Annotated in this window: 15 protein-coding genes; 13 read left to right on the top strand and 2 right to left on the bottom strand. The window is 52.8% G+C overall.

What is annotated here, in order from left to right:
• Positions 1-34 precede the first annotated feature (34 nt).
• The 4 genes from M3089_RS11505 (at position 35) to rsmA (ending at position 4,024) form a co-directional block, all read left to right on the top strand.
• A complete protein-coding gene (locus M3089_RS11505) occupies positions 35-1,102 on the top strand; it encodes an HlyD family secretion protein (protein ID WP_249084233.1) in 1,068 nt (355 codons plus the stop codon).
• A 12-nt stretch (positions 1,103-1,114) separates the two neighbouring features.
• Entirely contained in the window at positions 1,115-2,734 is a 1,620-nt protein-coding gene (locus tag M3089_RS11500) for an efflux MFS transporter permease (protein ID WP_249084231.1), read from the top strand.
• A gap of 66 nt (positions 2,735-2,800) precedes the next feature.
• The gene (locus tag M3089_RS11495; RefSeq protein ID WP_205107159.1) at positions 2,801-3,013 is read left to right on the top strand and encodes a winged helix-turn-helix domain-containing protein; all 213 of its coding nucleotides are present in this window, start codon (positions 2,801-2,803) and stop codon (positions 3,011-3,013) included.
• 195 nt (positions 3,014-3,208) lie between these two features.
• A complete protein-coding gene (gene rsmA / locus M3089_RS11490; RefSeq protein ID WP_205107157.1) occupies positions 3,209-4,024 on the top strand; it encodes a 16S rRNA (adenine(1518)-N(6)/adenine(1519)-N(6))-dimethyltransferase RsmA in 816 nt (271 codons plus the stop codon).
• Positions 4,025-5,679: 1,655 nt separating this feature from the next.
• On the opposite strand, the gene M3089_RS11485 is transcribed toward rsmA, so the two are convergent.
• Positions 5,680-6,588, bottom strand: coding sequence for a helix-turn-helix domain-containing protein (locus tag M3089_RS11485; RefSeq protein WP_249084230.1), 909 nt, complete (start codon positions 6,586-6,588; stop codon positions 5,680-5,682).
• A 157-nt stretch (positions 6,589-6,745) separates the two neighbouring features.
• On the opposite strand from M3089_RS11485, the gene M3089_RS11480 reads away from it, so the two are divergent.
• The 9 genes from M3089_RS11480 to M3089_RS11440 all read left to right on the top strand — a co-directional run bounded on the left by M3089_RS11480 (position 6,746) and on the right by M3089_RS11440 (position 14,490).
• A complete protein-coding gene (locus tag M3089_RS11480; protein ID WP_249084228.1) occupies positions 6,746-7,762 on the top strand; it encodes a DUF6282 family protein in 1,017 nt (338 codons plus the stop codon).
• A 9-nt stretch (positions 7,763-7,771) separates the two neighbouring features.
• Complete coding sequence (locus M3089_RS11475) at positions 7,772-9,061, top strand: aldo/keto reductase (protein ID WP_249084225.1); 1,290 nt, start codon at positions 7,772-7,774, stop codon at positions 9,059-9,061.
• A 343-nt stretch (positions 9,062-9,404) separates the two neighbouring features.
• Positions 9,405-10,109: a radical SAM protein gene (locus M3089_RS11470; RefSeq protein WP_239483432.1), complete on the top strand. Its 705-nt coding sequence runs from the start codon at positions 9,405-9,407 to the stop codon at positions 10,107-10,109.
• Complete coding sequence (locus M3089_RS11465) at positions 10,051-10,878, top strand: energy transducer TonB (protein WP_249084223.1); 828 nt, start codon at positions 10,051-10,053, stop codon at positions 10,876-10,878. The genes M3089_RS11470 and M3089_RS11465 overlap by 59 nt, the downstream gene beginning before the upstream one ends.
• A 5-nt stretch (positions 10,879-10,883) precedes the next feature.
• Positions 10,884-11,837, top strand: a complete 954-nt coding sequence (locus M3089_RS11460; protein WP_249084222.1) for a carboxypeptidase-like regulatory domain-containing protein — start codon at positions 10,884-10,886, stop codon at positions 11,835-11,837.
• Positions 11,830-12,690 carry a hypothetical protein gene (locus tag M3089_RS11455; protein ID WP_249084221.1) on the top strand — a complete coding sequence of 287 codons (861 nt, stop codon included), beginning with the start codon at positions 11,830-11,832 and terminating at the stop codon, positions 12,688-12,690. Before M3089_RS11460 ends, M3089_RS11455 begins: the two co-directional genes overlap by 8 nt.
• A 550-nt stretch (positions 12,691-13,240) precedes the next feature.
• Positions 13,241-13,621, top strand: a complete 381-nt coding sequence (locus M3089_RS11450) for a YccF domain-containing protein (protein ID WP_205111798.1) — start codon at positions 13,241-13,243, stop codon at positions 13,619-13,621.
• Positions 13,622-13,694: 73 nt separating this feature from the next.
• Entirely contained in the window at positions 13,695-14,252 is a 558-nt protein-coding gene (locus M3089_RS11445) for an NADPH-dependent FMN reductase (protein WP_249084220.1), read from the top strand.
• A 58-nt stretch (positions 14,253-14,310) separates the two neighbouring features.
• Complete coding sequence (locus tag M3089_RS11440; RefSeq protein WP_205111794.1) at positions 14,311-14,490, top strand: transcriptional regulator; 180 nt, start codon at positions 14,311-14,313, stop codon at positions 14,488-14,490.
• A gap of 241 nt (positions 14,491-14,731) precedes the next feature.
• Here M3089_RS11440 and M3089_RS11435 read toward each other — a convergent pair whose 3' ends face one another.
• Positions 14,732-18,460, bottom strand: a complete 3,729-nt coding sequence (locus tag M3089_RS11435) for a hybrid sensor histidine kinase/response regulator transcription factor (RefSeq protein WP_249084219.1) — start codon at positions 18,458-18,460, stop codon at positions 14,732-14,734.
• Between the last annotated feature and the right edge of the window lie 179 nt (positions 18,461-18,639).

Raw genomic sequence — 18,639 nt, 5'->3', positions numbered from 1 at the left:
CGTGAAACGCAAGTAAAAACATAATACGTGGTATATGGAAACAAATGATAAGTCTGTCGAACAGGTCGGAACAAGTGTTTCGATGCCCCGGAGAGTTGCCGCAATAGTGGCGCTGGCCTTTGTTGCATGGGGTATATGGGAGGTGGCAGCCCTGTTTATCGGCCACAGGAAAAGCGTAACTACCGACGATGCCCAGGTGGAGCAATACATCTCGCCGGTCAACATCCGTGTGCCGGGTTACATAAAGAAGGTGAGTTTCACCGAGCATGAGTATGTGCATAAAGGCGATACCATACTTATGATCGAGGATGACGAGTACCGTATAAGGCTGAAACAGGCCGAGGCAGCGCTGATTGATGCCAGGAGCGGGCGCAAGGTGGTCGATAACACGAAGCAAACCGCGTCGGATGCCGCGTCGGTCTACGACGCTTCGATAGCCGAGGCACAGTTGCAGGTAGCCCAGCTTGAGAAGGATTGCCGCCGATACGGCAAGTTGCTCGAAAAGAAAGCGGCTACGCAGATAGCCGTCGAGCAGTATCAGACGCAGCTGGAAATGGCCCGTGCGTGTGTCGTTGCCCTCATGCAGCAGCGCGACGCTGCCCTCTCGTCGGTGTCGGAGGTAGGCCAACGGCAGGTAAACGCCGACGCGGCGATAATGCGTGCAGAGGCCGACGTAGAGCTGGCGCGGCTCAACCTGTCGTACACCGTGGTGACTGCACCGTGCGACGGCTACCTGGGGAGGCGGTCGATTGAGGAAGGACAGTTTGTAAATGCGGGCCAGACGCTCACCACAATAATGCCCGACAGCCACAAGTGGGTGGTTGCCAACTACAAGGAGACGCAGATTGAGCGACTTGCGGTGGGGCAGGAGGTGACCGTTACGGTCGATGCCTTCGCCGGGGAGACGTTTAAAGGCAGGATAGAGGCCATAAGTTCGGCAACCGGCTCGAAATATTCGATGGTGCCAACCGACAACTCTGCCGGCAATTTCGTGAAGATACAGCAGCGTGTGCCTGCGCGTATCTCGCTCACAGACATTACCGACGAAGACAACGCACGCCTCGTGGCAGGCATGATGTGCGTGGTGAAAGCAGACCTTTAGACCGCATGCCGTATGACAGAGAGCTTTCCTTTCCACAGCTGGATGCCCAAGCCTGTTGGTGTGGCGGTGTTGCTTGCACTGTTCGTGCCGTTGTTTTTCTCGGGCGGAACCTACCTGAGCAACATCAACGAGATGGCCGGCAGCATGGGCGTACTGACCGAAGAGTTCCAGTTTCTGAGCCTTTGTGCGAGCATAGGCATGTCGATGGTGTTTCCGTTTATGGTGCCCTATCTGCGTGGCCGCAACGTCAAGGCTGTCTACATAGGCGGCTATGCCGTGCTGGCTTTGCTCAATGTGGTGTGCGCCGTGAGCCGCAACCTGCCGCTATTGGCGTTGTGTTGCTTTCTCATTGGTTTTGTCCGGGTGGCCCTGGTGCTCAATACCACGTTCGTGATAGCGCCGTATGTGCTTGGCATAAACACGCTTGACATGTTCTTGCACGACCCGGCCACCGCCTCGGAGGCATACCGTGGCGAGCATGCCCGGACGGTGCTGATGCCCGTGCTCTACTGTTACATACTGTGCATAGTGCAGTTTAGCAACTTCGTCTCGGCCTGGGTGGCTTATGAGTTTAGCTGGGAATACACTTATTGGCTTGTCGTCGGCATGATGCTGGCGGCCATCCTGCTGGTCATGCTGACGTTTTGCAATGCTCCGTCGCAGGGTTGCCGACTGTCGTCAAGCCGCCTTCCCGATGCCGTTTTGCTGGTCGTTGCCATGGGAGCGTTGTGCTACATGCTTGTGTTCGGCAAGACACTCGACTGGTTTGACAGCCGTTCGATGCGCGTGGCACTGGCCGTGGCGGCTATCGGCGGCGGGCTTTACCTGTGGCTTGCGGCACATACGGCGGAGCGCCCCCTGCTCGAGGCGGGTGTGTTCGGCCATCGTTACACGTGGTACGGCATCGGCATCTTTGTGCTGCTGATGCTCGTCAACAGCAGCACGCTGTTTGTTACCACCTACCTGAAGCTGTCTACCTGCGCGGGAAACCTTGACAGTGCCCGTGTGTCGTGCTGGGCGATGCCGGGCTGCGTGGCCGGCATGGCGTTGTCTCTGGTGTGTGTGCGTTGCCGGGTTCACTTCCGTTATATTTACGCCATGGGCTTTGCCCTGATGCTCGGAGCCAACCTTTACATGTTCTTCCATTACCAGACGATGGGCGACTACGGCCACACCATACCGCCAACGCTGCTGCACTATTCGGGCATGCTGGTGCTTTACTCGGTCACGTGCGCCTTTGCCATGAAGCGGTTGCCGGCGCGCTATTTCGCCACGTGGCTCTTCCTGATGGTTGCTGTGCGCAATGTCGTGGTCCCGGCCATAGGCACTTCGGTCTACGCCAACTGGCTGCAGGAGCGCCAAAGGCACTACGCGACACGCCTGGCTTACGACTACAGCGCCGACAGGCAGCAGGCGGCAGCACGCTTTGCAGCTGTCGAGGCCGGCGGCAAGAGGCTGGGCCGTGGTGCCGTCGAGGCTGCCCAAACGGCGTCGGCGGCCGTGCTCGGGCCGGTGGCGAAGCAGGCCACCCTCGTGGCAATGAAAGACATAACGGGCTCTACGGTATGGATATGCGCAGGCGGCGCCCTGCTTTGCATGCTGCTGCCTTACCATCGGGGCGAGCGCACATAGGTGTATGCGCTGAAAGGCCATCGCGAATGAAAGTTAAAATAGTTGTTGAAAATAAAACAAACAGGCATGGACAAGAAAAAGATTGGCAGAGATGCCGGCACGGTATGGAACGTGCTGAGTGACAAACGGTGCTCTTGGGAAGAGCTGGTGGGCAAGACCGGGCTTGGGCCGCTGGAACTTGCGTGTGCCATAGGGTGGCTTGCGCGTGAGGACAAGGTGACCATTAGCCCCGAACGAGGCATATTGTATTTCGAGGTATACCACGAACACTACTACTGACGCCGCTCACCCGGCACTTTGAACGGCGCGGCAGGCATGGCCCCGGCGGTGGATTGAATGGATGGAAATATGGATGGCCGGCGGCCGGCGGCCTGTCGCGCTTATTATATATATAATGTGTAATGAGGCGGGGAGGTTAAAAACTGGGGCTTTTGTTTTGTTTTTTATCCAACTTCAGCTACCTTTGCATCCATCATGAAGCAAGTAAAACCAAAGAAGAACCTCGGCCAGCACTTCCTGACCGACCTCGACATAGCACGGCGCATAGCCGACACTGTAGACTCGTGCCCCGACATCCCGGTGCTGGAAGTGGGCCCGGGAATGGGTGTGCTCACCCAGTATCTGATGGAAAAGCCCCGCGAAGTGAAGGTGGTGGAGATCGACTCCGAATCCGTTGCCTACCTGCACGAGCGTTTCCCGCGCCTGAAAGAGAACGTGATAGCTGACGATTTCCTGCGCATGGACCTAAGCCTGGTGTTTGGCGGGCGCCAGTTTGTGCTCACGGGCAACTATCCATACGACATATCATCGCAGATTTTCTTCAAGATGCTCGACAATAAAGACCTCATACCGTGCTGCACCGGCATGATACAGCGAGAGGTTGCGCAGCGCATGGCTTCGGCCCCGGGCACCAAGGCCTACGGAATACTCAGCGTGCTCACGCAGGCATGGTACGACGTTGAGTATTTGTTTACCGTCGACGAGGGCGTGTTCAACCCGCCGCCAAAGGTAAAGAGTGCCGTGATACGCATGACCCGCAACGGGGTTACCGACCTCGGGTGCGACGAGGCTTTGTTCCGCAGGGTGGTAAAGACGGTGTTCAACCAGCGGCGGAAGATGCTGCGGGGCAGCCTGAAGCCACTGTTCGGAGGCAAGGCCGTGGCCGAGGGGTTTTTCGACGGCGAGCTCATGACCATGCGCCCCGAGCAACTCAGCGTGGCCCGCTTTGTGGAGCTGACCAACATGGTGGCCGGGCAGATAGGCGGGGATTGGGCCGCCGAAAAGCGGTAAAAACCGTTGTGTGCGGACACATTTAGTTGATTTAGGTCAAAAACAAGCCCCTTTTATGTTTTAAAACATATTTTTTGCATTGCCGTTTCGGCAAAACGTAGTAACTTTGCAACGTCAAAAGGAAAAAAGATAATTAGTCGAAGGTAATTAGATTCTAGGGTAACACAATAGGTAAAGATTGGTACTTAAGATTTCAGGACAGACTCAATAGGTAACGAAAGGTATTGGCTAAGGTAAAGATTATCAGGGTAACAATTGATAATGTGAGGAAGGTAGAAAGGTTGTTAGACCAGATGTAAAACCCTGTTTGCAGCGAAAGCTGCAACAGGTATGAGGATGGGAGAGCTTGAAAGCCCCTTTCTCATTTGAAAAAGAAGTATGGATTTTAGGGTTATATATTTTTAGTGGACGGAATCGATGTGAATCGGTAGCCGTCCATTTTTGTTGTTGCAGGCAATGGCCACGGCGTGGTGGCTTGCCTGCCGGCGCTTTGTTGGCAAACTGTCGGCCGGGGCTCAGCTTGCCGGTGATGCCGTAGCGGTGTGGGGGCATGGCCACGCGACGGTGGCCATGCTTTGTGGTTGAGCCCCGGTTGGCCTTCAGATTCCGAAGTGATTCAGTTGTGTTGCCGTGCAGTCTGGCTGGCGCCTTTGCCGGTGGAGCAGCGGGCTGCGCCAAGGCAAGGTGGCCGGCAAGATGCCTGCAGCGGTACGAAAGCGCACGGCAGGCCGCGAATGGCGACAGGGGCACATCGCCGGTGGCATGGCGGCCGGTAGGGGGCGAATTGCCTGTCTGGGCGTTTCGTAGCAAAAAACACAGTTGTGTGCGAACACAAAAGACCTGTGTTCGCGCACAAAACGTTGATTTATATCAAAAGAAATGGCCAGTTTTGAAATATGCGGCCATATTTTGAACAACGTAACGGCAATAGTTGTAACTTTGCATCGTGAAAAGGATGATGATGAATAGAGATTCGATGATAGAGACAAAAAAGTTAAGTAATGATATAGTCAGGTAAAAAGGTTGTTTGACAAACGTCAGGATAAAAGGCAGAAAGGTTAGTATTGAAAGGATGACACGAATGTAGGTATCGTCATTATAAAGGTAAAACAAAAGATTGAGAGGATAACATACGAAAGTGATCGTAATGACGTCGTGAGACGGTTGGTACTTAAGGTTTAGTTAATAGGTATTGCATTGAAAGGCAGACTGTTGCCATTTCACGGTGAATATGGGCAGTCGCTCTGACGAAAAGGTGGCGGACACCGTAAAGGCTTGCTCCGTGCCTTTGTTTAGAAAGAAGTTTTTAGTTATTGATATCGTTATCTTGCAGTTCCGGGGGCGTGAGCCTTAGGGCTGCTTTTTTTGTATGTGCATGGCTCCTCAGTCCGCTGTCGGGCCCGGTGAAGGGGTGCCGTCGGTGGTAGCATGGCCCCGGGCATGAAAGCCACCGGGGCTAATGTGGTTGCGCATGTTCTGCGTTTGTCAACCGGCTCATTGCCAGCGGGTTGGCGATATGGGCCGTTTCGGCCGGTAAAACGGCCTCTTTCATGACTTGAAACGGGCCTTTTTGCAATGCCAAACGGCCGTTGGCATAATTTAAGATGCATAAGGCTTTGCGGGGTATTGGCTGTGGGGCCGCCCGGTTGGGGCATTCACGTGGCAGCAAGCCATTTCCTGTATTGGCTCGGCGTGCACCCGGCAACCTTCTTGAACACCCTGTTGAAGTGCTGTGAGTATTGAAACCCCAGCTCGTCGGCAATCTGGTTGACGGCCTTGCCGGTGTCGGCCAGCATGGTCTTTGCCGTGTCGATGGTTTTGCCTTGAATGTATTCCTGCGGGTTTCTGCCCGTTTCCTTCTTTATCAGGTCGCCGAAGTAGTTGGGCGACAGAAACACCTTGTCGGCAAAATTCCTCACAGTGGGCAGTCCGTTTAACCTCGACTTGCCGCTCTGGAAGTAGTCGTCGAGCAGCGCCTCAAACCTCGTCAGAATGTCCCTATTGCTTTTCTCGCGTGTGGCAAACTGCCTGTTGTAGAACCTCAGGCAATAGTCGAGCAGCAGTTGTATGTTTCTTGCAATGAGCCTCTTGCTCATCTTGTCTGCCGGGCGCAGCAGTTCTGTTTTTATGTTTGCCAGACAGTCGAGCATGATGCCCTTTTCGTCGGCCGACAGATGCAGCGCCTCTGTCGAGTTGTAAGAGAAAAACGAGTAGTTCTTTATTTCCCGTCCGAGCGATGTCCCCTTTATCAAGTCGGGGTGGAACACAATGCCGCGTGCTGTCGGCCTCATGCTTTCCTGCATCTCGGTCTCCGAAACCTGCCCCGGCGAGAAGCTCGTTATCGTGCCTTCCCTGTAGTCGTAGGTTTGCCGGCCATAGCGGATGTCGCCGCATTTGGTCTCTTTGAGAAACAGCGCATATATCCCGTAGTTCACGGTAAAGTGGGTCGGGTGTTTCGTTGCGGTGGCCAGGTCGATTACGTTTACCAGCGGGTGAAGCGTCTCAAGGCCGAACAGCCTGTCGTAATCGTCCACCGTATCCAGTCGTATTGGTTTTTCTGCCATGTTTTTGTCTTCGTTTGTTAGCCTGTCACAAAAGTAAGGCTTTTCCGGCCAACCCGTATCGGCGGCACTGCATAATCAGTAAATGCGTTACAAAGCTCTGTAAATATGTTTCCGGCTTTCGGCCGCGTGATTATTACTTTTGCAAAAAAATGAAGCGATGGATTACAGAGGAAGAATCAACCGCAGGGACTTCATCAAGAGTTCCGTGCTTACGGGAGGCGCCCTGATGGCGCAATCGGTCATGCCGGCCGGGGCCGTGGCCCTGATGCAGAGTCAGGGCAGCAAGGCGGCCGGTGCCGCCACGGACGACGGTATGCTCAAGGGCGTCTGCGACATACACCTGCATTGCCGGCCCGACTCTCGCGAGCGCTCGGCAGATGAGTTTGGCTTCATGCAAGACGCTGTGCGTGCCGGTTACCGTGCCGTCATGTTCAAGTCAAACGATTTCAGCTGCCACGACCGGGCCTACATCATCAGGCAAGCCCTGCCGGGGGCCCAGTGCTTCGGGAGTGTGTGCATGAACAGGGTGCATGGCGACAAGGTCAACGTGTTTGCGGCCCAGAAGGCGGTGCAGACCAGCGGCGGCCTGTGCCGGTGCATCTGGATGCCCACGCTCGATGCCGCTTACCACTGCCGGTGTGAAGGCAGGGCAACGGGCGGCATTGCCGTGGTCGACGACAGCGGCAGGGTGCTGCCCGAGGTGGTGCGTGTGATGGAGATATGTGCCGAGGCCGGCATCATCTTTGCCACAGGCCACGCCTCGCCGCAAGAGAGCATAGCCCTTGCGCGCAAGGCGCGTGAGGTCGGTGTGGGCAAGTTTGTTGTCACCCACGCCAACTCACACTACTGGACCATGACGCCCGACCAGATAAAGCAGTGCATAGACCTCGGCGCTTACATAGAGTTTTGCTATCTGCCCTGCCTGTGGGGCGAGGGCACCGGGATGCCGCAATACCGGCGCCAGGGCATCGCAGAGTTTGCCGCATTTGTTGGCATCGACCCGTCAAGGAGCTTCGTCTCTACCGACTTGGGCCAGGCGGTCATGCCCCACCCGGTGGAGGGCATGCGCGATTGCATTGCCAGGCTGCAGGGCGCAGGCGTAGCCATCGGCGACATCGACAGGCTGGTGCGCCGCAACCCGGCGTGGCTGCTGGGACTTGACAAACAGGAATAAACCAAAACTATGGACAGAAGGAGTTTTATAAAGAGCGGGCTGATTGCCGCGGCTGTGGGCGCCACGGCAGGGCCGGAGGCCATTGCCCGCGAGGCCGGAAGGCAGGCCGCCCGCGAACAGAGGGCGAAAGGCATACTTAACTACAACCCAAACATGCAGTACCGCCCCATGGGACGGACGGGCGTCAGCGTGTCGGCGCTCGGGTTCGGCATGCTGCGCCTGCCCATGAAAGGCGGGCATGTAGACTTTGAGCAGACCACGCCCATGGTACGGCGCGCCATCGAGGGCGGCGTCAACTACATAGACACCGGCCGGGTGTACCTTGGGGGCGAGAGCGAGCAGGCCGTGGGCAAGGCTCTTGCCGGCGGATGGCGCGACAGGGTCTACGTGACGTCGAAGATGCCGTGGTGGGAGATGCAGAGCGCCGACGACTTCGAGAAGTTCTTCGACCAGTCGCGCCGTGCCATCGGCACTGATGTGATAGACTTCTATCACATCCACATGATAATGCACCGTGGTTGGAACGACTATGTGCTGCCATACAGGCTTATAGAGAAGATGGAGAGACTGAAGGCACAGGGCAAGATCAGGTTTATGGGTTTCTCGTTTCATGACAGCTTGCAGTTGTTCAAGCGGGTGGTTGAGTATACCCCCGCATGGAATTTCTGCCTCATCCAACACAATTATCTTGACTATGAGTATGAAGCCGGTGTGCTCGGCCCGAAATATGCCGCGGCCAACGGCATGGGGCTGGCCGTGATGAAGCCCGTGCGCACGGGCTTCCTGGCCCACCTGCCGCAAGGCATGAAAGACGCGCTTGCCTCTACCGGTGTGAGCAAGCCCGACACGGAGTGGGCGCTCGACTATCTGTGGGACATGCCCGAGGTCAGTGTAGCCGTAAGCGGCATGGGGGCGATGGCCGATGTGGAGGCGAACCTCGGATATGCCGCAAAGGCAAGGCCAAACATGCTGAGCCCCGCCGAGCGCGAGGCCTTGGGAGCTGCTGTCTATGCCTACCGCCACGCCCTGGGCCATATTGACTGCACCGGGTGTTACCAGTGCATACCCTGTCCGGCGAACGTTGCCATAGGCTACATCTTCGCCTATGTGTATAATAACTATCTGTTGCACGGCAACATGGAGCGCGCCATGGCCGACTACACCGTGTCTATGTCGCCGGTGCAGCGTGGCGACCCGGCCTCTTCGTGCACTGGCTGTGGCGTGTGCATGGCCAAATGCCCGCAGCATCTTGACATTCCAGGGCTTCTGGCTAAAGTGAAGCAGACCATGGGTAAGTAGCTTTGGGGTTTCATCCCGGCCCCATGGCCCGAGGCTATTCCATGCTGTTGGCGTGCAGGCTGGTTGTCGCCATAGTCGAAGACTTGGCTGGCTGCGGCGGCCCAAAGGCGCAATCAGGCAGCCGTCGGGAGTTTGGAAGCCTTTGGGCGGCATGGTGTAAATGCGGATAAGAATATTCAGCGGTGTGATGGCCGCGTTATGCATATTGCCGGCAAATTGCCTTCTTCATCATTTGATGTCATACTTGTTGTGCGGGAATCCCGCAGAAGTGGTCGGAAAACCATGCTTGCGGAAATAAACAGATGGCCCTCTTGGCTGTTGCCATGGAAACTATTATATTTGCATGGTTAGTGTAAGTGTATCTATGAATGGGCAGAAGGTTAAGATGATAGGCATAATCCGCCATCGCCTCTCGACCGACGGTGATGGCGTTACCACACTCGCGGCTTTCCATGGCTGCCCTCTGCGTTGCCGCCATTGCCTCAATCCGCAGTCGCTTGGCGGTGGCGACGGTTTTAGGGAATACACGCCCGACGAGCTGTATGCCGAGACCAGCATAGACAACTTATACTTTCTGGCCACGCACGGGGGCGTTACATTCGGCGGGGGCGAGCCATGCCTTTACCCAAAGTTCATCTGCGACTTCCGCAAACTGTGCGGCCCTGCGTGGCGCATCAACATAGAGACTTCGCTCAATGTGCCTGGCGAATGGGTGAAGACTCTCATTCCGGTGGTAGACACGTTCATAATAGACATAAAGGACATGAATCCCGGCATATACCAGAGCTACACCGGGCAAGCCAACGACCTTGTGGCAGCCAACCTCCGCTTGATAGTCGGAGCCGGGCGGCAGGGCGACTGCATCGTCCGCATACCGCTTATTCCAGGCTACAACAATGATGCTGACCGTGCGGCAAGCCGCTCTGCACTTGAAGAGCTTGGGTTCAGCCGGTTCGATTTGTTCACATATAAAATAAAAAGCAATGACCATGGCACGGGGAAAACAAACATGCAGGATACTGAAAGAGATTCGTCGGCAGATAGCTGAGGCCAACGATATTGTGTTCGCAACGTCGGAATGCCGCTACAAAGGCGACTGCCTTGGCACTTGCCCCAAATGCGAAGCCGAGGTGCGCTACCTTGAGCGGCAGTTGCGCGCCCGTTCCCTTGCCGGAAAGGCGGTGGCAGTGGCCGGCATATCGGCCGGACTGGTGCTCATGGCAGGCTGTGGAGGCTCGTCGGCGCCACCGCCCGACAAAGAGCTGCAAGGGGATACTGTGGCCCTGCAAGAGAAGGTTGAAGTGCCGTCAGTAAGTGGTGATGTGTCAGACATTGTTGGCACAGAGGATGAATCCGCCGTAGAAGGAATGCTGCTGGTTGCCCCTCGTAAACCGTGTGCGGCTGGCGGCGACGGTCGGGCGGATGATTCGGAGGTTATGCAAACAGTGGGCGAAGTGCCGGGTTATGATGTGCCGCCTTATGAAGTGACCGACGGCTCTGATACAATATATTCCGTTGTGGAAGAAATGCCGGAGTTCCCGGGAGGCTCTGAGGCATTGCATAAGTTTATCTTAGACAACCTGAGATACCCGGAAGGGCTGGCTGAAAACTGCATCCAAGGCCGGGTCATTGTTGACTTCTGTGTAGATACGCATGGGCGTGTGCGCGACCCGAAGATAAAGAGAAGCCTGCATCCGGCGTTAGACAAAGAAGCAATAAGGGTGGTAGGGCTCTTGCCGGATTTCAAGCCCGGCAGGCATAACGGCAGAAAAGCAAATGTTAGGCTAAGCCTACCGATAATATTCAGATTGGAATAATGACCATGGCACGGGGAAAACAAACATGCAAGATACTGAAAGAGATTCGTCGGCAGATAGCTGTGGCCAACGATATCGAGTTTGCAACGTCGGAATGCCGCTACAAAGGCGACTGCCTTGGCACTTGCCCCAAGTGCGAGGCCGAGGTGCGCTACCTTGAGCAGCAGTTGCGTGCCCGCTCCCTTGCCGGAAAGGCGGTGACGCTGGCCGGAATATCGGCAGCGGCACTCGCCATGCTTATGCCTGTGGAAGCAGACGCTCAGGCAAGGCAAGAGGCGCAAGGCGTTTTGAAAGGAAGCGTGGCAGTAGCCGCATATACAATCAGAGTCAAAGGCACTGTGCTTGGCGAAGAAACAACGTCTGACGGCAATGTGGTAAAAGAGCCTTTGGTTGGGGCTACAATAACAAACCGCCACGATGCCGTCGGGGCAGTGACTGATGTAGACGGCAGGTTTGATATACCGGCTTGCATCGGCGATACTTTGGAAGTAAGATATATCGGTTACAAAACGCAGACGATTGCCGTGACTGAAGGAATGGGTGATGCCGCAGTTGTTCTTGCATTGGCACCGTCGTTACAGGGCGAAGTACTGGACGGCATGGTTCCGGTAATCAAACGTGGCGTAATGGATTACCTTGACCTGAACGTGATAGACGAGCACGGCAACCCCATTGACAACGATGACATATATGTTGAACGCATTTGGATGGATGGCGAAAGTGAGAAAGATTGCCTGCGCATAGACGTCGAATATATCGACGAGAAGCATCCTTGCCGTATTTACTGGGACTATGGCTATGGCATGAAAGGTGCAGACGGAAAGCCTGTTAAAGAAGCGACATTCCGCATAGAGGCCGAAGGCTACGGCGCCCCCGTGACAATAAAGGTAAGGTATCCAAAGCGAAAGGCAAGTAAAACCGTAAGGTTTAAGCACAAAGATGAGCGGACAGATGGATAGAAGGTATAAGATGGTGCAATATATGGTTTGGGCGCAGCTTGTGCTTTTGGCCATTGTCGCTGCATTTGTGTGCCTCACTGGTGAGGACGTCGTGTGGCGGTGGGATTTGCCTTTTTGGTTTCTGTCTGCCGGACTTCTGCTCGGACTTCTTGCTTGGCCAATAAGCCGGGGAACAGAAAAGCCTATGGTGCTCAAATGGTGGCTCAGGATTGATTTCCTGTTCTCGTTGGCAGTGGCACTTCCTGTTTGGTTTCTGACTGGGTTGGTCTTTTCTTCACGTCGTCTTTGCGCCACGTATGGCGATTATGTCCTTTATCGGCAAGGCGGCTTTATGGCAAAGCCGTGCCTACATTTAGGAAAAAAAGAGGGGCTGCTGATTCGCGATCTTAAACATTCGGTTGACAAATTTGGATTTGACACCGACATCGAATGCTTCAGGGTCGACACAATGAAAGGCTGTTGGTATGGCCTTGGTGGCCGGCCGAGTCCGACGGTGTGGGTGTGCCCTTTAGATTCAATCAGATATCAACGACATGCCTATGAGGTTATGAATCTCATTGATAGCTTGTGGCAGGTGCAGCCATTGCTCACAGATAAGTCGTATGGCACGTTTGTGTTTCCCGACGATTTCAGCACTTTGCGTTATACTTGCGAATTTGTAGATTACACGGACTCTACAACTTTTTTCATTGATTACAGTAGCGGGGATAGTGTGACAGTGGAATATTTTGATACCGTTCACAAGCGGCTCTCATTTCCCAGAGACTCTGTCGGTATGCACGGTCCGCGGGAAATAAGGGAGTTTGTGAACTCTAAGATCAGGAATGGGCAAGGTGTAAAGGCCGGGCGCTAAACGTATAGTGGAGGCAGAGCCGATTATTACACAATAGTCAATTAGGTAAATACATTGCCAGCTTCATCAACAAAAGCATGTGGGGCATGTTCGGTGGGCCAACATCTATTTGGGCATAAGCTTTATTTTTCAATCATAGTGTGGTGTTTTTATATAAAATAGTGTATCTTTGCATTTGAATGCATCTACCTCAGGTCGGGTGAAATGGCCCGATATGCCGCCATTTGATTGCCGGCACGAGGTTGTGTCCTTTGCGATAAGGCGCAGCAGCCAAGCGCAACTCGGTTGCCGGCACGTGGACAGAGCGTTCGCGTTGGCATAATATTAATGTGGAAACAAAGCAAATGGCGCTAAGCCAACCAATGGGATGAGACCGTTGCTCAAAGCATGGCACCATTGGTTTATTGCATCATTGGGCGCCATGGCGTGTGAAATTCAGCAAGGACAACCGCTGCTGTTCACTTGGCTTGCTCAACAAGCACTATGCTGTTGCCCGTGGTGCTAAATACACCAATGCGGTTTTAATAATTGATTTACTATTAATGAAGGAATGCGTATAATAGGTAATTTGTTGTGGTGGCTTTTCGGTGGGCTTGAAGCGGCCATCGGGTATTTCACCGGGAGTGTGGCAATGGCCATCACCATAATAGGCATACCAGTGGCTTTGCAAACATTCAAGCTTGGCTTGCTTTGCTTGTGGCCTTTTGGTGCAGTAGTAAAGGAAACGGATGGGCCAACGGGTTGCATCCGTATTCCACTGAATATACTTTGGATTGTCTTTGGCGGACTGTGGTCATGGCTGATGCATGTGTTCTTTGGGGCATTGCTATTTGTGTCAATCATCGGCATTCCATTTGCAAAGCAGCACTTCAAGATGGCAAGGCTTTCGCTTGCGCCATTTGGAAAAACTGTAGAATTGAACATGTGGTGAGGCATGCCGAACTCATTAAGTAATCTGTCGGCTATGCATCACGTTATTCAAATGAATTAAAATAATAACCAGAATGAAGAAAATATTGTTTATCATCGGTTCACTGCGTAAGGAATCGTTCAATAGAAAGCTCGCCGAAGAGGCTGAGCGTTTGTTGCAAGGTCGGGCAATTGTGGAGTATCTTGATTATTCCGATGTGCCCCTGATGAACCAGGACATCGAATTTCCTGCGCCTGATGCCGTGAGGAGGGTGAGGGATAAAGTAGCAGAAGTTGATGCGCTATGGATATTCTCACCGGAATACAACTACAGTTATCCCGGTCACTTGAAAAACCTGATAGACTGGCTTTCACGTCCGCTTGTGGCAGGAGACCAGCAGACGCCTTTGGCCATCAACGGGAAGAAAGTTGCCCTGAGCGGTGCCGGTGGAACTGCGGCTACAGCCAAGTGTAGAGAGAAATTGATGGAGCTGCTCACACTGCCGTTCATTCGTGCAGACATCATGGTAAAGCCGCAGACAGGCATCCAGCTTAACCTGGAGGCATGGACAGAGGGGCGCATGATTATGACAAACGAGCAAAGGGAACAGTTGAAACAACAGGTGGATTCTTTCTTGGAATACATCGGATAAAACAATAGTATAACGATATAGACACATCAAAACATTAATAATTTAAGTTCAGAGAATTATGGAAGCAAAAGAAATGGTATTGGCAACAATGAAGGAGGCTGGCCAGCCTTTGAATGCGGGTAAGATTGCAGAACTGAGCGGGCTCGACCGCAAGGAAGTGGATAAGGCCATGAAGCAGTTAAAGGAAGAGGGGGCAATAGTCTCTCCTGTTCGTTGCAAATGGGCTCCTGCAGAGTAGCTGAATGTTATTGTAGCCGTCTTTGGGGAATAGCCTGATTATTGTTTTATTCTGTAGCCACTGCAACAGGTTCGGCAACAAGCGAATAATCAGTTAATCATCCCAAATAGCTTATATTATAGTTTAAGCAACGGGCCCTATTCAAGGGGCTTACTTACAAGAGGCTGTGCCAAATGCGTGGCACAGCCTCTTGATGTAATGATTACAAAAGTCAAATGACTGTTTCATGCTGCCCTTTGTTTTAGCCTCCTTGTTGGTATTTCTTTGGTGAAATGCCAAATCTTTCCTTGAAGATTTTCGCAAAATAGTTGGGCTTGCTTATGCCGACCTTGTAGCAGACCTCGGCCACAGTGGTGGTTTCGTCCTTAAGCAGTTGGGCCGCCTTGTCTAAACGTTTCGCCTTTATATAGTCGGCCGGAGGCTGTCCGGTCAGTGCCTTCATCTTTTTGAAGAAGTGGGTTCTGCTGTATCCCATGGCTTTGGCAACTTCATCTACCGAGAGCATCGGGTCGCACAAATGCCCGTCAATCCACATGTCCACAGAGTCAAGCAAACGCTTGTCACGTTCGTCTGTTATAATCAGTGGCAATATGGCCTTTTGTCGTGCCGATTTTTTCGTGTATTGCTCTTTCAGACGGTCGTTTTTCTCTATCAGGCTAACGGCTGTTGTTATTAGTAGCTCAGGGTCAAATGGTTTCGTTATGTATGCGTCGGCTCCGTTTTTCAAACCCTTTATCCTCTTGTCGTCACTGGTCAGTGCCGTCAGCAAGATGATCGGTACGTCTTTGGTGTTCTCGTTGTTGCGCACCCTTGCCGTGAACTCCAATCCGTCCATCAGGGGCATCATTATGTCGCTGATGATGAGGTCGGCCTGCAGGTCTTCCAGTGTGTGGAGTGCTTCAATCCCGTCCATGGCCGTGTATACGGTAAATAGCCTCTGCATTGTTTCGCGCAGATATTCCATGACGTCGGCGTCGTCCTCAACAATAAGCACCTTGCGGTCGTTCATAGGCTGTGCTGCCAGTTCGTGGTATGCTCTGCCATTATCCTCTTGGGCATGCTCAAGTAGCAGGTGTCCGGGAGCCATAAAGTCTTCTTCACAATAAACACCCTTGTCTGTTGGCAGTTCCACGGTGAAGATTGATCCTTTGGGAACATTTGGCATGAAACTGATGCTGCCTTTGTGAACCTCCACCAAGGCCTTGGTAAGGTTTAGCCCGATTCCGATGCTGTCATTGGAAAACGTGCTTTGCATGAACCTTTGGAATAGTTCCGGTTGCTTTTCCTTAGGTATGCCTACACCATTATCTTCCACGCGAATAATCATCTTGTTGTCCTTAAAGCCGAGTCTCACCGTGATTTCACCTTGGCAAGGCGTGTATTTGAAAGCGTTTGACAGTAGATTGTATGCAATCTTGTCTAAATGCCCCTTGTCGACAAACACCATTCTCGACTTTTCCTGCGGTATGAACATGTAGTTTATGCGTTTGTTTTCGGCAATGTCCTTGAAACTGGAGAATATCTCCTTGATAAATTTCACCACGTCGGTTTCTTCTAATGCAAGCCTGAGCTTGTTGTTCTGCATCTTACGGAACTCAAGGAGCTGGTTTACAAGTCTCATCATCCTGTTGACGCTCTTCTGCATGTTGCTTATTGGCTGTTGCATCCCGGCCGGTATGTCTTGGTTGCCGATGCTCTGCATGGCTCCGCGTATTATAGTCAATGGTGTGCGGAACTCGTGCGATATGTTGGTGAACGTCTGCAATTTATATTCTGTGAGCTTGTTCTCAATGGCGATGCGCTGGCGTAGCCTGTAGACGGTGCGCAGTTGACGGAACACCGCGGTTCCAACTATGGCAGCCAAGGCCATGTATATTGCGCATGCCCACCAAGTGCTCCACCACGGTTGCCTGATGGTGATAACCATCTGTCTCTCTTCGCTTGGGCGCGGTCCGTTGTCATGTGCCCTGACCATGAATATGTATCTTCCCGGAGGCAAGTTCTTGTATGATGCGAAGCTGTAGGCAGAGGGTTCGCTCCAGCCCTTGTCATAGCCTTCGAGGTAGTAGCTGTAGCGCGTTCCCATGGCCGACTTGAAGTTGAACATAGAGAATCTTATGGTCAATGAGTTCCTGTTGTACGGCAGGGTGATGGCTTCTTCGTTGTCGGGTGCACCGTCTATAGGCGAATCGTTGCCCATGAGTCCGGCCGAGACCCCGTTGATAAGTATGTCGGTGATGGTAAGTCGGTTTGCGGTTCCGTTTTCGTTTGCGGCCCTTGTTGGGTCGTAAATCACAATCCCCCTGTTTGTGCCGAAAGCAAGTTTCCCGTCGGGCATGCGGCATGCGCAGTTGTCGGCATAGAAGTTCTGCACGGGGTCGTATTCGTTGTATCTGTACCATATTTTGCCGTCTCGTGGGTCATAGCATGTTATGCCTTTGTTGGTTCCCATCCATATTACGCCCAGGTCGTCTTCTATCATTGAGCGGACATCATTGGATATAAGTCCTTTTATTGGCGTAATTTGCCATTTTTTGTTCTGCTTTCCTATGCTCTTTGTGTCGTCTATCCTGTAGGCGCCGTTGCCTGCTGTTCCTATGTATATGTGTCCGTTGGTGTCTTCAAATATGCAGCATACATCGCAGTGAGCCAAATCAGCAGCGGGTATGATGCGTGTGAATGCGTCGTTATTCTTAATAAGTTCGTCAGGATAGAATCGATACAGGCCACTTTCAGCCCCAACCCAAATGGCTCCGGCCTTGTCTTGCAGCATTACCCTCGGCGAGAAGTTTTCGCCGAAAAAGTGGCGGAATGTTATGGTTCCGTCATTGTTGGTAGTAACAAGGTCGAGGTGAGCCTCTGCGGCTGCCACCCAAATGCGGCCCTTGCTGTCGCAGAGCATATGCAGAATGTTGTTGGCCGACACCGTTCGGCTGTCTTTGGGGTCGTGGCGCAGCCATTTTCTGCCTTTGGCGAGTATTCCCTCCTGCCTTGTTCCTATCCAAGTGTTGCCGTTGATGTCTGAGCAAATGGAGTGTACGTCGAGTCCGCTTATGGTCGGACGGGGCGGTATGTGCATTCTGTGGTCAGTCTTGTATACGTCGGCGAATGGGTTGGCAATAAACAAAGTGCTGTCTGGCATCCACCTCATCACATAGACCTGGTTGGCCCGTTGGTTGCCGGCATGCGGGTTAAGCAGCTTGACAGCCGTGTCGTTGTCTTGTACGGTGAGGCATACTGCGCCGTTAAATTCGTCGGCAACCCATACATCTTCATTCCTGTCCATGCACATGTCTATGATGAAATCCGAAGAAATAAGGCCAGAGTCATGGCGTATGTGGCGAGCGGTTTGCGTCTTGCGGTCATAAACGGTTATGCCGCATCCGTTTGTCGACACCCATATAAGGTTGTTCTTCCTTGAAGTGACGATTTTGTATTTCTTGCTGTTTACCAGCGGGAAGAGGTCTTTGTCGAACACTCGCATCTTTATGACTTCGCGTGTGTTGCGGTCAATAAACCATATTAGCCCCGTTGTGTCTACAACAACCATGTTGCCGAGGTTGTCGTTGATAACGTTCCCGCCATTGTCTATTACAGTCTTGAATTGTGCGAGGGCTTGCATGTCTGTCTTTGTTGTGCGCACGCTGTCGTAGACGTGTTGTTTCTTCCGGGCGGGCAGATCAACGAATCTGTTACTGTTTACATCGAAGATTGACAGCTTGCCTCCCAGTTCGACAATGAGCAGTCTGTCGTCGGGCAGCCTGTACAGTCCGCTTATATGGTTGTTGTTGAGCAGCTTTGTGTTCCCGCTTTCAGAATATTTGTATGTCGTGTAGAAATAGTTGTCGAAGCGGTAAAGGCCTCCGGGCGTGCCCATCCAGATGAATCCTTTGGAGTCTTGTATGATGTTTCTTACATTGTTGTCGGGCAGTCCGTTTTCTGAGTTAAATTTGCGTGAAAAGATGTCCATGCCTTCCAAAGGGCAGGCACAAAACAAGTTTATGATTGTTAGTATTGATATTAAGATATTGCGCATGTTGCAAATTTAAGCATTTGTGATGTATTGTCCAAGCAAAGCCCGTTGTTTTTATTGTCATTGTTTATTTTCAGAATGCTTTAAATACACCATTCAACTCCAGGGTGTTTGTA

Origin of the sequence: Marseilla massiliensis (assembly GCF_023336985.1) — a bacterium.
Lineage (GTDB): Bacteria > Bacteroidota > Bacteroidia > Bacteroidales > Bacteroidaceae > Prevotella > Prevotella intestinigallinarum.
Note: the sequence above shows the minus strand (reverse complement) of the source record. Positions and strands in the feature narration are given on the sequence as shown.